Source organism: Pseudomonas kuykendallii, assembly GCF_900106975.1.
Classification (GTDB): Bacteria; Pseudomonadota; Gammaproteobacteria; order Pseudomonadales; family Pseudomonadaceae; genus Pseudomonas_O; species Pseudomonas_O kuykendallii.
Genome location: NZ_FNNU01000001.1, coordinates 724929 through 747608, shown reverse-complemented (window position 1 = coordinate 747608; position 22680 = coordinate 724929). Strand labels below are relative to the sequence as shown.

Here is a 22680-nt window from a genome sequence, read left to right as displayed (position 1 = left end):
GAGGCTAGCCCCATATGTCCAGATTCTTTATCGATCGACCGATCTTCGCCTGGGTCATCGCCCTGGTGATCATGCTTGCCGGTGGCCTGTCCATCCTCAAGCTGCCGATCAACCAGTACCCGAGCATCGCCCCGCCGGCCGTCGCCATCCAGGTCTCCTACCCCGGCGCCTCGGCGCAGACCGTGCAGGACACGGTGGTGCAGGTGATCGAGCAGCAGATGAACGGTATCGACGGTCTGCGCTACATCAGTTCGGAGAGTAACTCCGACGGCAGCATGACCATCACCGTGACCTTCGAGCAGGGCACCAACCCCGACATCGCCCAGGTCCAGGTGCAGAACAAGCTGCAGCTCGCCACTCCGCTGTTGCCGCAGGAGGTCCAGCAACAGGGCATCCGGGTGACCAAGGCGGTGAAGAACTTCCTCATGGTGATCGGCCTGGTCTCGACCGACGGCTCGATGAACAGGAACGACCTGGCCAACTACATCGTTTCCAACATCCAGGACCCGATCTCGCGGACCAAGGGTGTCGGTGACTTCCAGGTCTTCGGCGCGCAGTACGCCATGCGCATCTGGCTAGACCCGGCGAAGCTGAACAACTTCCAGCTGACCCCGGTGGACGTGCGCACCGCGGTCCAGGCGCAGAACGTCCAGGTGTCCTCCGGCCAGCTCGGTGGCCTACCCGCCATTCAGGGCCAGCAACTCAACGCCACCATCGTCGGCAAGACCCGCCTGCAGACCGCGGAGCAGTTCGGCGCGATCCTGCTCAAGGTCAACCGTGACGGCTCCCAGGTTCGCCTGAGCGACGTCGCCAAGGTCGAGCTGGGCGGCGAGAACTACGCCATCAGTGCGCAGTACAACGGCAACCCCGCGTCGGGTCTGGCGATCAAGCTGGCCACCGGCGCCAACGCGCTGGAAACCGCCAAGGCGATCCGCGCCACCATCGACCAGTTGAAGCCGTTCTTCCCGGCCGGCGTCGAGGCGGTGTTCCCCTACGACACCACGCCGGTGGTGTCCGCCTCCATCGAAGGCGTCGTGCACACGCTGGGCGAAGCCATCGTGCTGGTCTTCCTGGTGATGTTCCTGTTCCTGCAGAACTTCCGCGCCACGCTGATCCCGACCCTGGCGGTGCCGGTGGTGCTGCTGGGAACCTTCGGCGTTCTCGCGGCCTGCGGCTTCACCATCAACACGCTGACCATGTTCGCCATGGTCCTGGCCATCGGCCTGCTGGTGGACGATGCCATCGTGGTGGTGGAGAACGTCGAGCGGGTGATGACCGAGGAGGGCCTGTCGCCCCTGGAGGCGACCCGCAAATCCATGGGCCAGATCCAGGGCGCCCTGGTCGGTATCGCCCTGGTGCTTTCGGCGGTGTTCCTGCCGATGGCCTTCTTCGGCGGTTCCACCGGGGTGATCTACCGGCAGTTCTCGATCACCATCGTGTCGGCCATGGCGCTCTCGGTGCTGGTTGCCCTGGTGTTCACTCCAGCGCTCTGCGCGACCCTGCTCAAGCCGGTGAAGAAGGGTGACCACGGCGAAGGCAAGCGCGGCTTCTTCGGCTGGTTCAACCGCTCCTTCGAGCGCGGCGTGCACCGCTACGAACGCAGTGTGGGCTCCATCCTCAGACACAAGGCGCCCTACCTGCTGATGTACCTGGTGATCGTCGGCATCATGGTCTGGATGTTCACCCGCATTCCCACCGCCTTCCTTCCCGAGGAAGACCAGGGCGTGCTGTTCGCCCAGGTGCAGACGCCGGTCGGTTCGACCGCCGAGCGCACCCAGGCGGTAGTCGACCAGATGCGCGAGTACCTGCTCAAGGACGAATCGAGCACGGTCAGCTCCGTGTTCACCGTGACCGGCTTCAACTTCGCCGGCCGCGGGCAAAGCTCGGGCATGGCCTTCATCATGCTCAAGCCCTGGGCGGACCGCACCGACAAGGGCAACGACGTGTTCTCCCTCGCGGGGCGTGCGCAGGCGCATTTCTTCGCCTTCCGCGACGCCATGGTTTTCGCCTTCGCGCCGCCGGCCGTACTGGAGCTGGGTAACGCCACCGGCTTCGACTTCTTCCTGCAGGACCAGGCCGGCGTCGGCCACGAGGCGTTGACCAAGGCGGCCGGCCAGTTCATGGAGCTGGCCTCGAAGAACCCGACGTTGGTGCGCACGAGGATCAACGGCGTTGCCGACGAGCCGCAGTTCCAGCTCGAGATCGACGACGAGAAGGCGCGTGCCCACGGTGTCAGCCTGTCCGACATCAACGACACCCTGAGCATCGCCTGGGGCTCCAGCTACGTGAACGACTTCATCGACCGCGGTCGGGTGAAGAAGGTCTACCTGCAGGGGCAGCCTGATGCGCGGATGTCTCCGGAAGACCTGAACAAGTGGTACGTGCGCAACGCCGACGGGCAGATGGTGCCGTTCAACGCCTTCTCCAGCGGCCACTGGGTCTACGGCTCGCCGAAGCTGGCCCGTTACAACGGCGTTTCCGCGATCGAGATTCTCGGTGAGCCGGCGCCCGGCCAGAGCACCGGCGCGGCGATGAAGGCGGTCGAGGAGATCATGGCGCAGATGCCCGAGGGCATCGGCTATTCCTGGACCGGCCTGTCCTACGAGGAGCGACTGTCTGGCTCGCAGGCGCCGGCGCTCTATGCGCTGTCGCTGCTGGTGGTGTTCCTCTGCCTGGCGGCGCTCTACGAGAGCTGGTCGATTCCATTCTCGGTGATGCTGGTAGTGCCGCTGGGGATCATCGGTGCGCTGCTGTTCACCAGCTGGCGCGGGCTGTCCAACGACGTGTTCTTCCAGGTCGGGCTGTTGACCACCATCGGCCTGGCGGCGAAGAACGCGATCCTCATCGTCGAGTTCGCCAAGGAGCTGCACGAGCAGGGCAAATCCCTGACCGAGGCGGCGATCGAGGCCTGCCGGTTGCGTCTGCGTCCGATCATCATGACCTCGCTGGCGTTCATCCTTGGCGTGGTTCCCCTGGCGATCTCCAACGGCGCCGGTTCGGGCAGCCAGCACGCGATCGGTACCGGGGTGATCGGCGGCATGCTGTCGGCCACCGTCCTGGCGATCTTCTGGGTGCCGCTGTTCTACGTAATGGTCAGCTCGATAGGCAAGGACAAGCGTCCGAAGGCCACTAGCGAGGAGGTCGAGCAATGAAAAAGTCTCTCTTGAGCCTGGCGCTGATCAGCGCCCTGACGGGTTGCTCGCTGATCCCCGACTACCAGCGCCCCGCGGCACCGGTGGACGCGGCCTACCCGGCCGGCGACGTCTATCCGGAGTCCAACACCGCCGGCGGCACGCCCGCCGCCGAGCTGGGCTGGCGCGAGTTCTTCCAGGACGCCGACCTGCAACTGCTGATCAGCAGCGCCCTGCAGAACAACCGCGACCTGCGCGTCGCCGCGCTAAACGTCGATGCCTACCGCGCGCAGTACCGCATCCAGCGTGCCGAGCTGTATCCGCAGGTCAGCGTCGGCGGCGGCGCCACACGCCAGCGCCTGCCGGCCGACCTGTCGCGCTCGGACGGGGCGTCCATCAGCAGCCAGTACAGCGCCACCGTCGGCATCAGTGCCTGGGAGCTGGACCTCTTCGGGCGCCTGCGCAGCCTCAACGAACAGGCGCTGGAGCAGTACTTCGCCACCGCCGAAGCGCAGCGCAGCACGCAGATCAGCCTGGTGGCGAGCGTCGCCAACGCCTGGTTCACCCTGCAGGCGGACCAGGCACTGCTCAAGCTCGCCAACGACACGCTGGGCACCTACCAGCGCACCTACGAACTGAGCCAGCGCACCTTCGATGTCGGCGCCAGCTCGGCGCTGGACCTGCGCCAGGCGCGCACTTCGGTGGACAGCGCGCGCGTCAGCGTGGCGCAGTACCGCCGCCAGGTCGCCCAGGACCGCAACGCGCTGGCCCTGCTGCTCGGCGGCCCGCTGCCGCAGAACCTGCAGCCCGACGACGACCTGTACGCTGTGCAGCTGGCGGAAGTCCCGGCCGGCCTGCCTTCCGAACTGCTGCAGCGGCGCCCGGACATCCTCGCCGCCGAGCACAACCTGAAGGCCGCCAACGCAGTGATCGGCGCCGCCCGCGCGGCGTTCTTCCCGAGCATCACGCTGACCGCCAACGCCGGTACGGCGAGCAGCCAGCTGTCCGGCCTGTTCGACGGCGGCTCGGGGACCTGGCTGTTCGAGCCGCAGATCAACCTGCCGATCTTCACCGCCGGTAGCCTGAGCGCCAGCCTGGATGCCATCGAGATCGCCAAGAACATCGAAGTGGCGGACTACGAGAAAACCATCCAGACCGCGTTCCAGGAAGTCTCCGACGGCCTCGTCGCGCGGCAGACCTACCGCGAGCAACTCGAGGCCCAGCGTCAGCTGGTGGCCAGCACCGAGGACTACTACAAGCTCGCCGATCGCCGTTACCGCGGTGGCGTGGACAGCTACCTGATCCTGCTCGACGCGCAGCGCCAGCTGTTCAGCGTGCAGCAGAGCATGATCGGTGACCGTCTCGCCCAGCTGACCAGCGAAGTGAACCTGTACAAGGCCCTCGGTGGCGGTTGGCAGGAACGCACGGCGCCGCTGGTGCCGGTGGCCAGCGCCAACTGACGTCACCCGTTGCAGGCAAAACGCCCGGCATCCGCCGGGCGTTTTCGTTTCCATGCGTAACGGTGCGCGCGGCGCACCCTACGGCGGTACGACTCCATGCCCGCACGATGCCGTGCGGCGCAAACGCTGTCGGGTGTTTTTGGTTTCGTCGGTTAACGGTGCGCATGGCGCACCCTACGGCGGCGCGACTCCATGCCCGCACGATGCCGTGCGGCGCAAACGCTGTTGGGTGTTTTGGGTTTTCGTCGGTTAACGGTGCGCATGGCGTACCCTACGGGGCCGCTGCCAAGACGTAGGGTGCGCCATGCGCACCGATGCCAGGCTGCGTCGGGAACCAGACCGCTAAAGCACACCGCGCTCGCGCAGCGCCGCCACTTCGCTCGCCGCCATCCCCAGCCATTCGCGCAGCACCTGTTCGCTGTGCTCGCCGAGCAGCGGCGGGGCGTTGCGGTATTCCACCGGGGTTTCCGAGAGGCGGATCGGGCTGGCCACCTGCGGCACGCTGCCGGCCAGCGGATGCGGCAGCTCGACGCGCAAGCCACGGGCGATCACCTGCGGATCGGCGAACACCTGGGCCAGGTCGTTGATCGGCCCGCAGGGCACGCCGGCCTGCTCCAGCGCGGCGACCCATTCGGCGGTGGTCCTGAACACCGTGGCCTGGCGGATCAGCGGGATCAGTTCGGCGCGATGGGCGACCCGCGCCCGGTTGCTGGCGAAGCGCGGATCGTCCGCCCACTCCGGGTGCCCGGCGACTTCGCAGAACTTGCGGAACTGGCCGTCGTTGCCGACCGTGAGAATGAAGTCGCCATCGGCGGTGGGGAAATCCTGGTAGGGCACGATGTTCGGGTGCGCATTGCCCAGGCGTTTCGGCGCGACGCCGGTGGTCAGGTAGTTCAGCGCCTGGTTGCCGAGGCAGGCGACCTGCACGTCGAGCAGCGCCATGTCGATGTGCTGGCCCAGCCCGCTGCGCTCGCGCTGGTTCAACGCGGCGAGCACCGCGACCGCCGAGTAGAGCCCGGTGAGGATGTCGGTCAGGGCCACGCCGACTTTCACCGGGCCGGCGCCGGTTTCGTCGTCGCTGCGCCCGGTCAGGCTCATCAGACCGCCGAGGCCTTGGATCATGAAGTCGTAGCCGGCGCGTTTGGCGTAGGGGCCGGTCTGGCCGAAGCCGGTGATCGAGCAGTAGATCAGCCGCGGGTTGAGCGCCTTCAGCGCGGCATAGTCCAGCCCGTAGGCGGCCAGCCCGCCGACCTTGAAGTTCTCCAGCACCACGTCGGCCCTGGCCGCCAGCTCGCGGACGATGCGCTGGCCTTCGGGCTGGGTGAAGTCCAGGGTCAGCGACTGCTTGTTGCGGTTCGCCGAGAGGTAGTAGGCGGCCTCGGTGGTGTTCTCGCCGGCTTCATCGCGCAGGAACGGCGGGCCCCAGTGACGGGTGTCGTCGCCGACGCCGGGGCGCTCGACCTTGACCACCTCGGCACCGAGGTCGGCGAGGATCTGCCCGGCCCAGGGCCCGGCGAGTACGCGGGACAGGTCGAGTACACGGATGTGGGACAACGCGCCGGACATGGGTGAAACCTCGAAGCTCAAGTGAACCTGGGATGGATGACTGCACCCCCATCCACCGTGCGTGGCCAGCGGCGGATGGAAAAGCGTCGGCTACGCGCCCCGATCCCCGTCAGAAGAACGCCTGGATACCGGTCTGCGCGCGGCCGAGGATCAGCGCATGCACGTCGTGGGTGCCTTCGTAGGTGTTCACCACCTCGAGGTTGACCAGGTGCCGGGCAATGCCGAACTCGTCGGAGATGCCGTTGCCGCCGAGCATGTCGCGGGCCAGGCGGGCGACGTCCAGCGCCTTGCCGCAGCTGTTGCGCTTCATGATCGAGGTGATTTCAACCGCCGCGGTGCCTTCGTCCTTCATCCGCCCCAGGCGCAGGCAACCTTGCAGCGCCAGGGTGATTTCCGTCTGCATGTCGGCAAGCTTCTTCTGGATCAGCTGGTTGGCTGCCAGCGGGCGACCGAACTGCTGGCGGTCCAGGGTGTACTGGCGCGCGGTATGCCAGCAGAACTCGGCGGCGCCCAGCGCGCCCCAGCTGATGCCGTAGCGCGCGGAGTTGAGGCAGGTGAACGGGCCCTTCAGGCCGCGCACGTCGGGGAAGGCGTTCTCTTCCGGACAGAACACGTTGTCCATCACGATCTCGCCGGTGATCGAGGCGCGCAGGCCGACCTTGCCGTGGATCGCCGGCGTGCTCAGGCCGTCCCAGCCCTTTTCCAGCACGAAGCCGCGGATCTCGCCGGCGTCGTCCTTGGCCCAGACCACGAACACGTCGGCGATCGGGCTGTTGGTGATCCACATCTTGCTGCCGGTCAGGCGATAGCCGCCGTCGACCTTCTTCGCCCGGGTGATCATCGAGCCAGGGTCGGAGCCGTGGTTCGGCTCGGTCAGGCCGAAGCAGCCGATGTACTCGCCGCTGGCCAGCTTGGGCAGGTATTTCTGCCGGGTCGCCTCGTTGCCGAATTCGAAGATCGGCACCATCACCAGCGAGGACTGCACGCTCATCATCGAGCGGTAGCCCGAGTCGATGCGCTCCACCTCGCGGGCGATCAGCCCGTAGCAGACGTAGTTCAGCCCGCTGCCGCCGTAGGCTTCGGGGATGGTGGCGCCGAGCAGGCCGGTATCGCCCATCTCGCGGAAGATCGCCGGGTCGGTCTTTTCATGGCGGAAGGCTTCCAGCACGCGCGGCGCCAGCTTGTCCTGGGCGAACTGCTGGGCGCTGTCGCGGACCATGCGTTCTTCTTCGCTAAGTTGCTGATCGAGCAGCAGCGGGTCGATCCAGTTGAAGCTTGCCTTGCCGGCCATGAAGACGTCCTCGTGCGGGAGTGAAGGGGGCCTGCGCGTGGAGGGCTTCAGCCACCGCCCACGCAGACCGTCATGCTTCTAGCCTAGGCAGGCCAGGACGGACTGACAAACGAGGATTTCGCAGCCCATTGTGCGAATATCTCACTCCGGGATAGTTTAAATCGGTCAATAAGTGGCTGATCAGTGAGGGCTTCGCATAGATGCGCCGGAAGATTCCCAGCACCGCGGCGTTGATCGCCTTCGAGGCCTCGGCCCGCCACGAGAGTTTCACCCGCGCCGCCGAGGAGTTGTCGCTGACCCAGGGCGCGGTCTGCCGGCAGATCGGCACGCTGGAACAGTTCCTCGGCGTCGCACTGTTCCGCCGTTCGCGACGTGGGGTGAAGCTCACCGAGGCCGGGCTCGCCTACTCCCGGCGAGTGGCGACGCAGCTCGACGCGGTGGAGCGCGACACCCTGGCGGTGATGGGCCAGCAGGGCAATCAGGCGGTGGAACTGGCGCTGGTGCCGACCTTCGGCACGCAGTGGCTGCTGCCGCGGCTGAAGGCCTTCCAGCGCCTGCACCCGGAAGTCACCGTGCACCTGACCAACCGCACGCGGCCGTTCCTCTTCGCCGACACCGCCTTCGACGCGGCGATCTATTTCGGCGACGCCAACTGGTCGGGCACCCAGTCGCATTACCTGATGCCGGAGAACTCGCTGCCGGTGTGCAGCCCGGAACTGCTCGAAGGCCGTGGCGAACTGAGCGCGGCGCAGATCGCCCGCCTGCCGCTGCTGCAGCAGACCACCCGGCCCTACGCCTGGCGCCAGTGGTTCGGGTCGCTGGGCATGAACGTCGCGGGGGATCTCGGCGGGCCGCGCTACGAGTTGTTTTCCATGCTCGCCCAGGCCGCCGAGCATGCGATGGGTGTGGCCCTGATCCCGCCGTTCCTGATCCAGCGTGAGCTGGCCGAGGGCCGCCTGGTGATCGCTAAGGAACACGCCTGCCTCAGCGACAAGGCCTATTACCTGATGATTCCCGAGCGCAAGGTGGAGTCCGCCGCGCTGATCGCCTTCCGCGACTGGCTGCTGGAGCAGGCCCTCGATTACCGCGAGACGCCGTCGCGCTGATGGCCAAAGGCCGCCTGTACATCCGTACTATTGGTTCATCCCCTCCCCGGAACTAGCGTTCCACCCAGCCCGAACGTCTGCCGCCTCAGAGCGGCCGGCGCCGCAGGTGGGCTCATAACGACAATCGTCCGTCCCCAGGAGGAGAACATGAAAGCCCTCGCTCTCGTCGCCCTAGGTCTTGCCCTGACCGGCTGCGCCGCGCCCGGCCAGCAACAGGCCACCCAGGCTTCGCAGAAATTCGACGTCACCTACATCAATCAGAACCTGGTTTCCGGCAAGACCAGCTCCAGCGACGTGATCAACCGCTTCGGCGCCCCGGATTCGCGCAGCGTGTCGGGTACCGGCGAAGAACGCTGGACCTACCGCCGGCAGGCCACTACCGGCTCATCCGGCAGCCTGATGGATTCGCTACCGACGAGTCTCAAGCGCCGCCTGAACAACACCGCGGCGAAGAGCGAATACGGTTCCGACGTGCTCGGCATGGCCGACTCGATGCTCAGCGGCCAGGGTAACGGCCTGGTCAATGCGGTCGCCAATAACGGCGCCGCCGCGCCTGCGCCGCAGGCCTCTCTGCTGACCATCTACCTGCGTAAGGGTGTCGTCTCGCGCTTCGATTACTGACCGCCGGCCACGCGTCGCGCCGCTGTCCGGCGCGGCCGCGACGCGGCTACCATGGCCGCACCGGGCCCAGCGGGGCGCGCCGATTTCCAGCAGGAACCCGTCGCATGGAACGCATCATCGTCGCCGACGACCATCCGATTTTCCGCGAAGGGCTGGCGCGCATCGTCCGCCGGATGATGCCCGCGGCGCACATCGAGGAGGCCGCCAACCTGGACGCCGTGCTGGCGCTGGCCCGCCAGGCGCCGCCGGAAGTGCTGATCCTCGACCTGATGTTTCCCGGCCTGAGCGTGCCGGCGTCGATCCGCTCGCTGCGTCAGGAATTCAATCGCTCCTCGATCATCATCGTTTCCATGATCGACGATGAGGCGCAGATCGATCAGGTGATGGCGGCCGGTGCCGACGGCTTCGTCGGCAAGTCGCTGCCACCGGACGAGATCGGCGACGCGATCCTGGCGATCCGCGCGGGGGAGTTCGTGGTTCGCTACGTCCGCGGCGGGATTCTCGGGCAGAGCCCGGAGCGGGCCCGTCTGCAAGGCCTGACGCCACGCCAGCAGGAGGTGCTGCGGCTGCTCACCGCCGGCCTGTCGAACAAGGAAATCGCCCGCGAGCTGGACATATCGCCGTTCACCGCGCGCCTGCACGTCTCCTCGCTGCTGCAGGCGCTCGGCGTCGCCAGCCGCGCCGCTGCCGCGGCCCTCGGCGCCAGTGCCGGGCTGCTCGCGCGGCGCTGATCAGGCCGACTGCGCCTGCAGGTCCAGCTTCAGCGCCAGCAGCATCGAACGCAGCTCCGCCGGCCGTACCGGCTTCGCCAACACCGGCACCTGGGTGTCGTTCAACGCCTGCTGCGCCTTTCGCACGTCGTGCCCGGTGATCACGATCGCCGGCACGCGGCGACCGTGCAGGCGGTTGAGGTAGTCGATGCAATCGGCGCCGGACATGCTGCGGCCGAGGTCGAAATCGGTGATGACCAGATCGAAGTCCGCCGTGGTGTCCAGCGCCGAGGTGGCGCTGTGCACCTCGCAGCCCCATTTCTGCAGCAGCGTGGCGGTGGCCAGCAGCACGTCGCGGTCGTCTTCGATCAGCAGCACCCGCAGGCCGGTGAGCAGGCGCCGGTTGGAGCCCTCGTTCTGCGCCGGTCGGTATTGGTCCGCGCGGCTCAGCGGCAGGCCCTCGATGGCGACGCTGGTGCCATGTCCGGGCCGCGAGCGGATACGCACGCCGAGGCCGAGCATGTCGGCGATGCGCTTGACGATGGAGAGGCCGAGGCCGACGCCCTCCACGTCATGGTCGCGCGAGCGGCGGACGCGGTAGAACTCGTCGAACAGGTGCGGCAGGTCCTGCGCATCGATGCCCGGACCGCGGTCGTGGATTTCTATGGCGAGGCCGCCGTCGCGGCGCCGGCAGCCAATCAGCAGCGCCTTGCCCGGCGCGTACTTCAGCGCGTTGGAGAGCACGTTCTGCAGCAGCGTGCCGAGCAGCGCGGGGTCGCAGCGCACGTGGCAGCGGCTCGGGCGGACCTTGATCGTTACACCGGCCCAGCGCGCGGCCTCGGTGTTCTGCCGGACCAGCCCGGCGAGCACCTCGTCCATCGCCAGCACCTCGGCGCTCGGCACCACCTGGCCGTTGTCCAGGGTGTAGACGTCGAGGATCGAGCGGAACAGCTGTTCCACGCTCAGCAGCGAGCGGTCGATGTTGTCCACCATGCGACGCTCCTCGTCGCCCAGCCGGGCGTCGCGCAGGCAGGCGGTGAACAGGCTGATGGAGTGGATCGGCTGGCGCAGGTCGTGACTGGCCTGGGCGAGCAGGCGCGATTTGGCCAGGCTCGCCGTCTGCGCCTGCTCCGACGCCTGGCGCGTGCGGGTCAGCAGGACGTGCGCGTAGGCCGGCACCATGAAGGTGGTCACCAGCAGCGTCAGCGGCACGAAGGGGTTTTGCCAGAGGTACGGCGACAGCAGCGCCATCACGCCGATCGACAGCAGCGCCAGGCCCGTCGCCAGCGTCAGGTAGCGCGTGCCGTAGCGCATGCCGTTGCCCACCGTGACCCAGAGCAGCGCACCGTAGACCGGCAGCATCGCCTCGCCGCCGATGATCATCGCGAAGGTGATCGCGGCGTAGTCGTGAACCATCGCCAGCAGCCGTCGCACCGGTTTGACGCCCGGCTTGCGCACGATCCAGGCGATCAGGGCGAAGGACGCCACGAGAAAGGCGGCGTTGTAGATCAGGATGCTGCGCAGCTGCGCCTCGACCAGATAGCCAGTGAGGTAAAGGAGCATCACGTAGAGCGTCGCGATGCTGGACAGCACCAGGCGGACCAGGGCCTGCGAGCGTTCCGTATCACGTGTCGAAGGGGCAGGGCGGATCATCGTCGGGGTTTCCGTCGTAGCGTCCGGCAAGGGTAGCAAGTTGCGCGCCCGTCATCCGGGCAGGTGTGTCTGGTATGTAACAGCTGACCATGTAGCGTTCTGTCGTGTTTGCTACATGGTCCCGGCGACGCTGTGTCGCAGCTGTGGTGCACCTCGTGGCGGTTCAGACGAAAAACCGACTGATGGCAGAGCATTCGATTCGCCCATGGACCGCCCCCACTGACGAAGCCGTTTCCCCGCTACAGGCTGCATAGCCCGCGGGCTGTGGCCTGAAAGGGAAATACCGGGTCAAACCGTGACTTGTAGTTATTGCCGCGACAGCCCTTCATAACTTCTTGATGGGTGTCGCGGTTCAGTTGCAAAATGCCGCGCCCCGCCGTTTCGCTTGCGGCACGGGATGTGCTGCCGGTCCGATTCGGCGGTAAACAGCGCCTGTCATAACAATGATCGCAGGAGATTGGTCAGTGCATATCGGTGTTCCCCTCGAAACCCATGCTGGAGAAACCCGCGTCGCGGCGACTCCGGAAACCGTCAAGAAGCTGATCGGCCAGGGCCATCGGGTGACTATCCAGAGCGGCGCGGGCGTCGCCGCCAGCCTGCCGGACGCCGCCTACGAGGCGGTGGGTGCAAGCATTGGCACCGCCGCCGACGCCTTCGCCGCGGACATCGTGCTCAAGGTGCTGGCACCCAGCGACGACGAGCTGCCGATGTTCGCCGCCAACGGCGTGGTGATCGGCATGCTCAATCCGTTCAGCAACGAGACCATCGGCAAGATGGCAGCGCGCGGGCTGACCGCCTTCGCCCTGGAAGCCGCGCCGCGTACCTCGCGCGCGCAGAGCCTCGACGTGCTGTCGTCGCAGGCCAACATCGCCGGCTACAAGGCGGTGATGCTCGGCGCCAACCATTACCCGCGCTTCATGCCGATGCTGATGACCGCCGCCGGTACGGTGAAGGCCGCGCGCGTGCTGATCCTCGGCGCCGGTGTCGCCGGCCTGCAGGCGATCGCCACCGCGCGCCGTCTGGGTGCGGTGATCGAGGCTTCGGACGTGCGTCCGGCGGTGAAGGAGCAGATCGAGTCCCTCGGCGCCAAGTTCGTCGACGTGCCTTTCGAGACCGACGAAGAGCGCGAGTGCGCCCAGGGTGTCGGCGGCTACGCGCGGCCGATGCCGGCCTCGTGGATGCAGCGTCAGGCGCAGGCCGTGCACGAACGCGCCAAACAGGCCGACATCATCATCACCACCGCGCTGATTCCCGGTCGCCAGGCGCCGACGCTGCTGCAGGAAGCCACCGTGCAGGAGATGAAGCCCGGCTCGGTGATCATCGACCTGGCGGCCTCGCAAGGCGGCAACTGCCCGCTGACCGAGCTCGATCAGGTGGTGGTCAAGCACGGCGTGACGCTGATCGGCTACGCCAACCTGGCGACCCAGGTGCCGGCGGACGCCTCGGCGCTGTATTCGCGCAACCTGCTCGACTTCCTCAAGCTGGTCCTCGACAAGGACGGCCAGTTCCACATCAACCTGGAAGACGACATCGTCGCGGCCTGCCTCATGTGCAAGGGCGGCGAAGCGGTGCGCGTCAACAAATGAACACGGCCCTCTCCCGCGGGAGAGGGAGCCCGAAGGGCGGTTGCGGACGGCGCTGCGCCGGACCCTCGCCCCTGGCCCCTCTCCGCGGAGAGGGAGTGAGCCCACTCAGAAAAGGATCACCCCGATGGACCTGATTTCCGACGGCATCTACAACCTGATCATCTTCGTGCTGGCGATCTACGTCGGCTACCACGTGGTCTGGAACGTCACTCCCGCGCTGCACACCCCGCTGATGGCGGTGACCAACGCGATTTCCGCCATCGTCATCGTCGGCGCCATGCTCGCCGCCGCGCTGACCGTCACCCCGCTGGGCAAGACGATGGGCACCCTGGCCGTGGCCCTGGCCGCGGTCAACGTCTTCGGTGGCTTCCTGGTCACCCGGCGGATGCTGGAAATGTTCAAGAAAAAGGCCCCGAAAGCCGAAGCAGGGAAGCACTGAACCATGAGCATGAACCTGATCACCGTTCTCTACCTGATCGCTTCGATCTGCTTCATCCAGGCCCTGAAGGGCCTTTCGCACCCGACCACGTCGCGGCGCGGCAACCTGTTCGGCATGCTCGGCATGGGCCTGGCGGTACTCACCACCGTGGCGCTGATCTACAAGCTCGGTGCCGAGCTGGCGACTGCCGGCATCGGCTACGTCATCGTCGGCCTGCTGGTCGGCGGTAGCGCCGGCTCGATCATGGCCAAGCGTGTCGAAATGACCAAGATGCCCGAGCTGGTCGCCTTCATGCACAGCATGATCGGTCTGGCCGCGGTGTTCATCGCCGTCGCCGCCGTGGTCGAGCCACAGTCGCTGGGCATCGTCGCCAGCATCAACGACCCGATTCCGGTCGGCAACCGCCTGGAGCTGTTCCTCGGCGCCGCCATCGGTGCGATCACCTTCTCTGGTTCGGTGATCGCCTTCGGCAAGCTTTCGGGCAAGTACAAGTTCCGCCTGTTCCAGGGTGCGCCGGTGCAATTCCCCGGTCAGCACATGATCAACCTGGTGATCGGCATCGCCATCCTGGTGCTCGGCGTGACCTACATGTTCACCGGCAACCTGGTGGCGTTCAGCCTGATGCTGATCTTCGCCTTCGTCATCGGCGTGCTGATCATCATCCCCATCGGTGGCGCGGACATGCCGGTGGTGGTGTCGATGCTCAACAGCTATTCCGGCTGGGCGGCCGCGGGTATCGGCTTTTCGCTGAACAACTCGATGCTGATCATCGCCGGTTCGCTGGTGGGCTCGAGCGGCGCGATCCTCTCCTACATCATGTGCCGGGCGATGAACCGCTCGTTCTTCAACGTCATCCTCGGCGGCTTCGGTTCCTCGGCTGACGCCGGTCCGGCCGCGGGCAGCAGCGAGCAGCGTCCGGTGAAATCCGGCTCGGCCGACGACGCCGCGTTCCTCCTGTCCAACGCCGACAGCGTGATCATCGTTCCCGGCTACGGCCTGGCGGTGGCTCGCGCGCAGCACGCGCTGATGGAGCTGGTGGAGAAGCTGACCCACAACGGCGTCACCGTGAAGTACGCGATCCACCCGGTGGCCGGGCGCATGCCCGGGCACATGAACGTGCTGCTGGCGGAAGCCGAGGTGCCCTACGAGCAGGTCTTCGAGATGGAAGACATCAACGCCGAGTTCGGGCAGACCGACGTGGTGCTGGTGCTCGGCGCCAACGACGTGGTCAACCCGGCGGCGAAGAACGATCCGAAATCGCCGATCGCCGGGATGCCGATTCTCGAAGCCTTCAAGGCCAAGACGATCATCGTCAACAAGCGCTCGATGGCCAGCGGTTATGCCGGCCTGGATAACGAACTGTTCTACCTGGACAAGACCATGATGGTCTTCGGCGACGCCAAGAAGGTCATCGAGGACATGGTCAAAGCGGTGGACTGAGTCCCCAATGCCAGACGCCCCGCCGGCTCGCGCCCGCGGGGCGTTTTTCGTTCGGTCGGAGGATTCCGCTGTGGGATCTCACGCGATGCCGTTACCGGTCCAGTGATCGTTATGGATGGCAGGTGCGCACGCGGGAGAATTACCGGCTGTACTGTGCCGGTTCCAGGCGCTAGAAACACCATTCTCTGATTTTTAGGGTATGCCACTGGATTTTTCGGATAAGGCCATAGAAAGCTCTGGCAAAACGGCTTCATCCAGAACTGTGCTCTAAAATATCGATGAAACTGTACTGGTCGTGTGTCACTTAAGCGTGCAGAGCGGGCGGTTTGGGTAGAAATATCGCACCAACAGCGAGCATTACCGGAACAGTTGCGGCATTCGGTAACAGAACAGTTTGGAGGTGAAACCGTTAAAACCAGCACAATTTCGGGTAACTGTGACTACAGGGTTCTCTTCCCAAGGCGCATCATTTACCTCAGAAATTAACCGAACCCGCCGAGTGCGGAAGGACGTCATCATGGAACGCACCCTGAGTTCCGAACTGAACACCCAACAAGTCTCCTCGAAATCGGCAATGCCGCTTCGCCTGCTGGCCAACCTCCTGCAATGGCAGCGCCGCATGGCCAGCCGTCATCAGCTGGCGCGTCTGGATTCCCGCCTGCTCGCCGACGCCGGTATCAGCGAGGCACAGCGCTTCTCCGAGCTGAACAAGCCGTTCTGGCGCTGAGTGGATGCCGCGTAAGCGCGTGACACGCGAAAGCGTGCCGAACAGAAAACCCGTCGCCGACAACGCCGACGGGTTTTTTTGTATCTGCGCACTCGAAATCCAGGGCGAGACCCCGTAATGCCCTGAAACGCAACCCGCGCCACTCCGCGCCGGAACCCGCCTCGTTTGCGCTAGTCTGAAGCTGCCGGGCGATCCTTCGCATCGCCGCTTTCCGGGACATCGCCATGCGCCGCCTCATCCTCCTTTGCTCGCTGCTCATCACCACGCCGACCTTCGCCTCCAGCTTCGTCGCGACCCTCGACCAGATCGGCGATGCCTTGTCCGCCACCGTCGATGGCACCAGCGATCTCATCTCCTCCGTCACCGATTCCAAGCTGGTACCGGCGCGTTCGGATGCGGCCAGTTTCGTCGCCAGCCAGGGCGAGATCCGCGGCGCGCGGCTGGAAGCGGCGCTGCGTTACCTGCGTGAAGAAGGGGTGCAGCCCGGCGCCAGCGATATGCAGCTGGCCGAGGCGATCCTTGCGCGCTGAGCCCACACTGGCACTGCCGCGACGCATCCGTTAGCCTTGCCGCGCCCGGCACCACCGGCTCGCAGCGTGGCTGGCGTCTTCGCCTACACAGCCCGTCGTTCGGCCTCTTGCCGCTTCGTTGAACTGGCGAGCCTGTTGCCCGTCCAATGGCGACTCATTCAGGGAGACCCACCATGCGTACCTCGTTGCTCGCCGCCTCGGCGATCCTGCTGTTCACCGTCGACGCCGCTCAGGCCCATACCCTGGAAGCCACCAGCAACATCGTCGTCCGCGCCCTCGGGCGCAGTATCGATTTCACCTCCGACACCACCACCTCGGTGCGCGACATGAAGGTCGTGGTCCAGGCCCGTGACGACGCGGCGAGCTTCGTCGCCAGTAACGGCGAGATTCGTGGCGCTCGCCTGGAAGCCGCCTTCGGCGCCCTGCGCGCCCGTTATCCGCAGGCCGCTGCCGCCGACGACCAGGAACTTGCCAGCGCCATCCTGGCGCTCTGACCGCACTCGCCGAGGGCCGCCCACCCGATGTTTTCGCGACTGCTCGGCGTTTTCCTGCTGCTGTTCGCCTGCGCCAGTCACGCCGACCTGCGTCTGCGACTGGACGAGAAGGGCCTGGATGCGGCGCAGATTCAGGCCAGCCAGGCGCTGATCGACGAAGCCTTCGCCAAGCTGCCGCCGCGCTTCATCCAGGCGCTGGACCGGCAGGTTACGGTGCACTGGTCGCACGACCTGCCGGATAACGGTTACGGGCGCATCACCCGCCTCGATGCCTTGTCGCTGAATGCCCGGCTGCTGCACGGCCTGGTGGACGGCAGCGCCGCCCACGAGCGCACCGGGCGTCCCCACGGCACGGTGCGCGCCGAGCTGCTCGCCACCGTGCTGCACGAGCTGACGCATCTCTACGATCGCGCCCGCCTGTGGTCGCCCGAGGAGCGCGCGCGCCTGCAGCGCTGCCGGCGCGAAGCGCAGAGCCATGGCCTGGTCGGCCAGCGCGATGCCTGCCGCGGCGACGTGCAGCGCCGCTTCACCCTTTCCGATGATCCGCGCCTGCTCGACCTCGCCGGCTGGCAGCAGGCGGTCGGCCAGCGCGGCGCACGTGAAGGGCGCAACGGCATGGTCGCGCGCAGTGCGGACGGCTACGAGCTGAGCAACCCGCGCGAGTTCGTCGCGGTGAACATGGAGTACTTCCTGCTGGACCCGGAGTACGCCTGCCGGCGACCCTCGCTGCAGCGCTATTTCAGCGGACACTTCGGCTGGGCGCCGGCGCGCGCCCAGGCCTGCCCGGCCGAGTTCGCCTACCTCAACGCCAGCAGCGACTACCAGAAGGCGCCGCTGGGCAAGCTTGATCCTGCGCGCGTCTACGAGGTCGACTACCTGTTCGCCGAAGCCAACGACAACTGGGTCAGCCGCTGGGGTCACAGCATGCTGCGCCTGGTGGTCTGCGCGCCCGGTCGGCCGCGCGGTCCGGCCTGCCGGCTGGACCTGGACCAGCACCTGGTGCTGTCCTTCCGCGCCTTCGTCGGCGACATCCAGCTGTCCAGCTGGGACGGCCTGACCGGTGTGTATCCGTCGCGGCTGTTCATCCTGCCGCTGGCGCAGGTGATCGACGAATACACCAAGGTCGAGCTGCGCAGCCTGGCCTCGATCCCGTTGCGCCTGCCGCGCGAGCAGCAGGACGCGCTGGTGCGCCGCGCCGCCGAGCTGCACTGGAGCTACGACGGCAACTACTACTTCCTCTCCAACAACTGCGCGGTGGAAACCCTCAAGCTGCTGCGCAGCGGAACCGGGCGCGCCGAGCTGGAGGGCCTCGACAGCATCATGCCCAACGGGCTGCTCGACTCGCTGGCCGGGCGCGGCCTGGCCGACCGCAGCGTGCTGGCCGATCCGAAGGAAGCGCTGCGCCTGGGTTATCGCTTCGACTCGTTCCGCGACCGCTATCAGGCGATGTTCGCGGTGATCAAGCAGCGCCTGGCGGTGCCGCAGGCGAAGGTGGACGACTGGCTGAGGCAGCCGGCCGCGCAACGCCGGCCGTGGCTGCAGCGCGCCGACCTGCAGGCCAGCGCCGCGCTGCTGTTGCTCGAGCAGGCCGCGTTCCGCCAGCAGCTGCTGCTGGCCCAGGATGAGCTCAAGCAACGCTACATGGGCGCCGATGCGGCCAGCGACCCGACGCTGAACAAGGCCGGCGATACCATCGGCCGGATGCTGCTCAACAGCGGATTCCTCAGTCGTCCCGCCGAGCTGCTCGAGGGCGGTTATGGCCTGCCGCAGCCGAGCGAGTGGGCGCGCCTGGAACAACAGACCGCCGATCGCCAGCAGACCCTGCGCAACCTCAGCGACGACCTCGACAAGGACCTGCGCGAGCTCCTGCTGCCTGAGCGGCGGCGCGAACTGGAGGACAGCGAGGCGAACCTGAAGCAGGTCGGCGAGCACCTGCGCGCGCTGCACCAGCAGGCCGGCGGGCTGAAGCTGCCCTGAGGCGGTGGGGCTGACGGTGAACTTGGTGGGCTGAGGCCCCTACGGGAACGGTCGCGGCCCTGGTGGGCTGAAGCCCACCCTACGAGATCGCGGCTGGGTGGCGGTCCGCTTCAGTCCGCCGTATCCACAAGGCATCGTTGTCTCGCTTCGCCCGGGGCCGATCGGGGCGCTCGAACGAACTGTTTCCCGCCCACCGCCTCTGATGAAGACTCAATCCATCGGAGTATTCGTCATGAAGAAGACCGCATCCGCCGTCTGGCAGGGCAACCTCAAGGAAGGCAAAGGCACCATCAGCACCCAGAGCGGCGCGCTGAAGGAAAACCCGTACGGCTTCAACACCCGCTTCGAAGGCGCGCCGGGGACCAACCCCGAAGAGTTGATCGGCGCCGCGCACGCGGGCTGTTTCTCGATGGCGCTGTCGATGATGCTCGGTCAGTCGGGACTGACGCCCGAGCGGATCGACACCACCGCTGAAGTGACTCTGGACAAGGTCGGCGAGGGCTTCGAGATCACCGCCATCGCGCTGACCCTGAAGGCGCGCATCCCGGGCACCGACGATGCCACCTTCCAGGAAATCGCCAACAAGGCGAAGGAAGGCTGCCCGGTATCGAAAGTGCTGAATGCGAAGATCAGCCTGAGCGCCACGCTGGAGAGCTGAGGCAGGAGACGCCGGAGCGGCCTGCGGGTCGCTCCCTGGCGTGGGGGGCGTGATTGGACGGGCGGTATGGCGCTGCGCAGAGCGCCGGCTCAGAGCACGAAGTTCATCATCTCGCGGCGATGCTGCGGATTTTCCAGTTCGTCCACCAGGCCCGCGGCGATTCGGCGCAGCGACTGCAGCGGGGCATTGCCGTCGTTCTCATCCGCGCGGCGAAAGTCGTCGAGGACGAAGTCGCCGGTGATTTCCGGCGCGGCCACCAGCGTCCAGTCCAGCGTGCCGTCCAGCAGCAGCGCGCTGCAGGCGTCGTCCAGCCAGGCGGGGTCGACGATCAGCAAAAGCCGCTGCACCTTCGCTTTTGGCATGCCGGCGTCCAGCGCGCGCAGCGCATCCGGCAGGTCGCCCTGCCGGCCCGGCGGCAGATCGTCGGCCCCCACGGGCAGGCGCGGTGCACTGGCGAACACGATCACCGCGTCCATCCCGGCGACGCTTTCGCCGACGCTCGCGGCATCGTAGAGATCGCCCAGCTTGGCGCGCAGGCCAGGGTGCACGTCGACGGCATTGAGGTCGCCGACCACCGCCACCGTCTCATGCTGGCGGCTCAGCAGTTCGCTCAGCAACGCGCTGCCGAGGCTCGAGTGCGCGCCGTACAGGGCGAACTTCAGGACCGGCGTTTCGGCGTTGCGCATGGCGTCAGCGGCGCGAGATCAGCCAGCCGATCAGGGCCAGGGCGCCAACGCCCACCAGCGCGGTGGACAGCGGATGCTGGCGTGCACATTCGCCGGCGGCTCGGCTGGCCTTGAGGGTCTTGCGCGAGAGGTCGCCGTAGGTGTCGCCGAAGGTTTCGCGCGAGATGTTCCACAGGCGCTCGGCACGGTCGCTGAGGTCGTGGATGCTGCGACGCGAGTCGCGGCTGGCGCTCTGTTGCAGGTCGTGCAGGGCGTTCATCAGGTTGTCGATTTCGTCCTGGATCTGCTCTTTGGTGGTCGGAGTGCGGGAAAAGAGGCTCATGGCGAATGCTCCTTCAGGGGAATGTGCTGCGTTGGACCGCCGCTTCGCGCAGAGGTGCACTGCGTTTTGCCGGCGATCGCCGCTTCGCTGGCGGCGAGGTGGGTAGGGCGCCGTGCCGAAAGCCCCTCGCGCCGCGCCGAAATTTTCTTATACTGCCGCGGCCAGGCTCCCGCCAGGCCTCAGTCCACCTGCCCATGACGTGCCCCGTGAAGATATTTCGCCCGTTGCTCCTGCTGCTTTGCGGCAGCGCTCTCAGTGCTTCCCTCCATGCGGCCGACAAAGGCGCTGCGGCTCTCCCGCCGGTGCAGGAGCTCGCCTCCGGCAGCGCCCTGCTGGTCGATCTGAACAGCGACAAGGTGCTCTATTCCAGCAACCCGGACGTGGTCGTGCCGATCGCCTCGGTGACCAAGCTGATGACGGCGATGGTCACCCTCGACGCCAAGCTGCCGCTGGACGAGGTGCTGCCGATCGACATCGCCGACACCAGGGAAATGAAGGGTGTGTTCTCCCGCGTGCGCGTCGGCAGCGAAATCAGCCGCCGCGAGATGCTGCAGCTGGCGCTGATGTCCTCGGAAAACCGTGCCGCCGCCAGCCTGGCGCACCACTATCCGGGCGGGCAGAAGGCCTTCATCGCGGCGATGAACGCCAAGGCGCGCGCGCTGGGCATGAGCCACACGCGTTACGTCGAGCCCACCGGGCTGTCGCTGGACAACGTCTCCACCGCCCGTGACCTGGTGCTGCTGCTCAAGGCCAGCCGCCAGTATCCGCTGCTCGGCGAGATGAGCACCACCAAGGAGCGCACCGTGGCGTTCCGCAAACCCAACTACACCCTGGGTTTCCGCAACACCAACCACCTGATCTACAAGGCCAACTGGAACATCCAGCTGACCAAGACCGGCTTCACCGACGAGGCCGGGCATTGCCTGGTGATGCGCACCACCATGGCCGGCAAGCCGGTGGCCTTCGTGGTGCTCGATGCGTTCGGCAAGTACACCCACATGGCCGACGCCACCCGCCTGCGCAACTGGCTGGAAACGGGCAAGGTCACCGCGATTCCGCTGGCGGCGAAGAGCTACAAGCAGCAGAAGAACCTCGCCGCGCGGGAGAAGGCCGCGCAGCCTGCGGCGAAGATGCAGGCCTCGAAGTAGCGGTCCTGCCGGGGCGTCGAGCCCCGGCCCTCCTGTTCAACGGCGCAGCAACTCGTCCATCGCGGCGAACACCTGCCGCATCGCCTGCGCCTCGCGGCCCGGCCCGCCGGCGCAATGTCCCCAGTCCGATTCCAGCACGCGCAGCTCGGCGGCGGGGATCAGGCTGGCCTCGTGCCGCGCATCGGTCACGGTGAAGTACAGGTCGCTGCTGCTCGGCATGATGATCGCGCGGGAGCGGATGGCCGCCAGCGCAGGCTCCGAGGGCTGGCTGCTTTGCCAGCTGTCGAGCACGCAGAGCAGGTCATTGGCGTCCTGTTCCAGGTGATCCTTTTCCCAGAACGCCAGTAGCGCCTCGACGTCGGCGAAGCCCAGTTGGCGATACAGCGCCTCTCTATAGAAAGCCTGCGAATAGGCCCAGCCGGCATAGACCCGGCCGAAGGCGCGCAAGCCGCGTTCCGGCGGCGCCTCGTAGCGACCCTCCTGCCAGGCGGCGTCGGCGCGCAACGCGGCTGCCACGCCGTCGAGGAACACCCGGTTGTGCGGCCAGCAGCGCGCGGTGGCGCAGAACGGCAGGATGCGTTCGACCTTTTCCGGATGGCGCATGGCCCAGGCGAAGGCCTGCATGCCGCCCATCGACCAGCCGCACACCAGCGCCAGCTGCCAGTCGCCGAACAGCGCATCGAGCAGGCGCCGCTGCGCCTCGACGTTGTCGTCCAGCGACACGCGCGGAAAGTCGGCGCCGCGCTGGCCCTCGGCGGCATTGCTCGGCGACGTCGACCAGCCCGAGCCGAGCAGGTTGGTCAGCACCACGCAGTAGTCGCCGCCGCTCAACGGGCTGCCTGCGCCAAGCAGGGGCAGGCTGCCCCAATGTGAGCCGCCGTAGTAGCTGGGAATCAGCACGATGTTGTCGCGCGTGGCGTTCGGCTGGCCAACGACCTGGTAGCAAAGACGCGCCTGACGCAACGCTGCACCGCTTTCCAGAGCCAGTTCACCCAGCTCGAAGAAGAGCTTTTCTCTTTTCATATCAGTCAATTGCAGTTCGCTCCCGTGGCGAATCGGCGGCTGGGCGAGGTGCTCGCGGACCTCCGCTATCGCCGTTATATATACACGATGGCATGTATGTTGAATGAAGGAA

General features: G+C 66.6%; 20 protein-coding genes. 14 read left to right on the top strand and 6 right to left on the bottom strand.

The window, feature by feature from the left end; all coding sequences use genetic code 11:
* Positions 1 to 14: 14 nt before the first annotated feature.
* On the top strand, positions 15 to 3152 hold the full coding sequence (locus BLV15_RS03365) for an efflux RND transporter permease subunit (RefSeq protein ID WP_090224619.1): 3138 nt from the start codon (positions 15 to 17) through the stop codon (positions 3150 to 3152).
* Positions 3149 to 4591 carry an AdeC/AdeK/OprM family multidrug efflux complex outer membrane factor gene (adeC, locus tag BLV15_RS03360; RefSeq protein WP_090224617.1) on the top strand — a complete coding sequence of 481 codons (1443 nt, stop codon included), beginning with the start codon at positions 3149 to 3151 and terminating at the stop codon, positions 4589 to 4591. Before BLV15_RS03365 ends, adeC begins: the two co-directional genes overlap by 4 nt.
* Before the next feature lie 342 nt (positions 4592 to 4933).
* On the opposite strand, the gene BLV15_RS03355 is transcribed toward adeC, so the two are convergent.
* The gene (locus BLV15_RS03355) at positions 4934 to 6157 is read right to left on the bottom strand and encodes a CaiB/BaiF CoA transferase family protein (RefSeq protein ID WP_090224616.1); all 1224 of its coding nucleotides are present in this window, start codon (positions 6155 to 6157) and stop codon (positions 4934 to 4936) included.
* 109 nt (positions 6158 to 6266) lie between these two features.
* Positions 6267 to 7448, bottom strand: a complete 1182-nt coding sequence (locus BLV15_RS03350) for an acyl-CoA dehydrogenase (RefSeq protein WP_090224614.1) — start codon at positions 7446 to 7448, stop codon at positions 6267 to 6269.
* 200 nt (positions 7449 to 7648) lie between these two features.
* On the opposite strand from BLV15_RS03350, the gene BLV15_RS03345 reads away from it, so the two are divergent.
* The 3 genes from BLV15_RS03345 to BLV15_RS03335 all read left to right on the top strand — a co-directional run bounded on the left by BLV15_RS03345 (position 7649) and on the right by BLV15_RS03335 (position 9906).
* Positions 7649 to 8554 carry a LysR family transcriptional regulator gene (locus BLV15_RS03345; protein ID WP_090224613.1) on the top strand — a complete coding sequence of 302 codons (906 nt, stop codon included), beginning with the start codon at positions 7649 to 7651 and terminating at the stop codon, positions 8552 to 8554.
* A 147-nt stretch (positions 8555 to 8701) separates the two neighbouring features.
* On the top strand, positions 8702 to 9175 hold the full coding sequence (locus BLV15_RS03340) for a hypothetical protein (protein WP_090224611.1): 474 nt from the start codon (positions 8702 to 8704) through the stop codon (positions 9173 to 9175).
* 104 nt (positions 9176 to 9279) lie between these two features.
* A complete protein-coding gene (locus tag BLV15_RS03335; RefSeq protein ID WP_090224609.1) occupies positions 9280 to 9906 on the top strand; it encodes a response regulator in 627 nt (208 codons plus the stop codon).
* Here the strand turns inward: BLV15_RS03335 and BLV15_RS03330 are convergent, their stop codons facing one another.
* On the bottom strand, positions 9907 to 11538 hold the full coding sequence (locus tag BLV15_RS03330) for a hybrid sensor histidine kinase/response regulator (RefSeq protein ID WP_090224608.1): 1632 nt from the start codon (positions 11536 to 11538) through the stop codon (positions 9907 to 9909).
* A 464-nt stretch (positions 11539 to 12002) separates the two neighbouring features.
* On the opposite strand from BLV15_RS03330, the gene BLV15_RS03325 reads away from it, so the two are divergent.
* The 8 genes from BLV15_RS03325 to BLV15_RS03290 all read left to right on the top strand — a co-directional run bounded on the left by BLV15_RS03325 (position 12003) and on the right by BLV15_RS03290 (position 19389).
* Positions 12003 to 13124 (top strand): Re/Si-specific NAD(P)(+) transhydrogenase subunit alpha, encoded by a 1122-nt coding sequence (locus BLV15_RS03325; protein WP_090224606.1) that lies wholly within the window; start codon positions 12003 to 12005, stop codon positions 13122 to 13124.
* A 124-nt stretch (positions 13125 to 13248) separates the two neighbouring features.
* The gene (locus BLV15_RS03320) at positions 13249 to 13563 is read left to right on the top strand and encodes an NAD(P) transhydrogenase subunit alpha part 2 (RefSeq protein WP_090224605.1); all 315 of its coding nucleotides are present in this window, start codon (positions 13249 to 13251) and stop codon (positions 13561 to 13563) included.
* A gap of 3 nt (positions 13564 to 13566) precedes the next feature.
* Complete coding sequence (locus BLV15_RS03315; RefSeq protein WP_090224603.1) at positions 13567 to 15003, top strand: NAD(P)(+) transhydrogenase (Re/Si-specific) subunit beta; 1437 nt, start codon at positions 13567 to 13569, stop codon at positions 15001 to 15003.
* Between the two features lie 517 nt (positions 15004 to 15520).
* The gene (locus BLV15_RS03310; protein WP_090224601.1) at positions 15521 to 15730 is read left to right on the top strand and encodes a DUF1127 domain-containing protein; all 210 of its coding nucleotides are present in this window, start codon (positions 15521 to 15523) and stop codon (positions 15728 to 15730) included.
* Positions 15731 to 15954: 224 nt separating this feature from the next.
* A complete protein-coding gene (locus BLV15_RS03305) occupies positions 15955 to 16260 on the top strand; it encodes a DUF2388 domain-containing protein (RefSeq protein WP_090224599.1) in 306 nt (101 codons plus the stop codon).
* 173 nt (positions 16261 to 16433) lie between these two features.
* Complete coding sequence (locus tag BLV15_RS03300) at positions 16434 to 16754, top strand: DUF2388 domain-containing protein (RefSeq protein WP_090224598.1); 321 nt, start codon at positions 16434 to 16436, stop codon at positions 16752 to 16754.
* 27 nt (positions 16755 to 16781) lie between these two features.
* On the top strand, positions 16782 to 18731 hold the full coding sequence (locus BLV15_RS03295; RefSeq protein ID WP_090224596.1) for a DUF7844 domain-containing protein: 1950 nt from the start codon (positions 16782 to 16784) through the stop codon (positions 18729 to 18731).
* A gap of 202 nt (positions 18732 to 18933) precedes the next feature.
* Positions 18934 to 19389, top strand: coding sequence for an OsmC family protein (locus BLV15_RS03290; RefSeq protein WP_407072440.1), 456 nt, complete (start codon positions 18934 to 18936; stop codon positions 19387 to 19389).
* Positions 19390 to 19478: 89 nt separating this feature from the next.
* On the opposite strand, the gene BLV15_RS03285 is transcribed toward BLV15_RS03290, so the two are convergent.
* Both BLV15_RS03285 and BLV15_RS03280 read right to left on the bottom strand, forming a co-directional pair.
* Positions 19479 to 20075 carry an NAD(P)-dependent oxidoreductase gene (locus tag BLV15_RS03285; protein ID WP_090224592.1) on the bottom strand — a complete coding sequence of 199 codons (597 nt, stop codon included), beginning with the start codon at positions 20073 to 20075 and terminating at the stop codon, positions 19479 to 19481.
* Between the two features lie 4 nt (positions 20076 to 20079).
* Complete coding sequence (locus BLV15_RS03280) at positions 20080 to 20397, bottom strand: ElaB/YgaM/YqjD family protein (RefSeq protein WP_090224591.1); 318 nt, start codon at positions 20395 to 20397, stop codon at positions 20080 to 20082.
* A 230-nt stretch (positions 20398 to 20627) separates the two neighbouring features.
* Between BLV15_RS03280 and pbpG the strand changes: the two genes are divergently transcribed.
* Positions 20628 to 21545 (top strand): D-alanyl-D-alanine endopeptidase, encoded by a 918-nt coding sequence (pbpG, locus tag BLV15_RS03275; protein WP_407072441.1) that lies wholly within the window; start codon positions 20628 to 20630, stop codon positions 21543 to 21545.
* A 36-nt stretch (positions 21546 to 21581) separates the two neighbouring features.
* Here pbpG and BLV15_RS03270 read toward each other — a convergent pair whose 3' ends face one another.
* Positions 21582 to 22577, bottom strand: coding sequence for an alpha/beta fold hydrolase (locus tag BLV15_RS03270; RefSeq protein WP_090224588.1), 996 nt, complete (start codon positions 22575 to 22577; stop codon positions 21582 to 21584).
* Between the last annotated feature and the right edge of the window lie 103 nt (positions 22578 to 22680).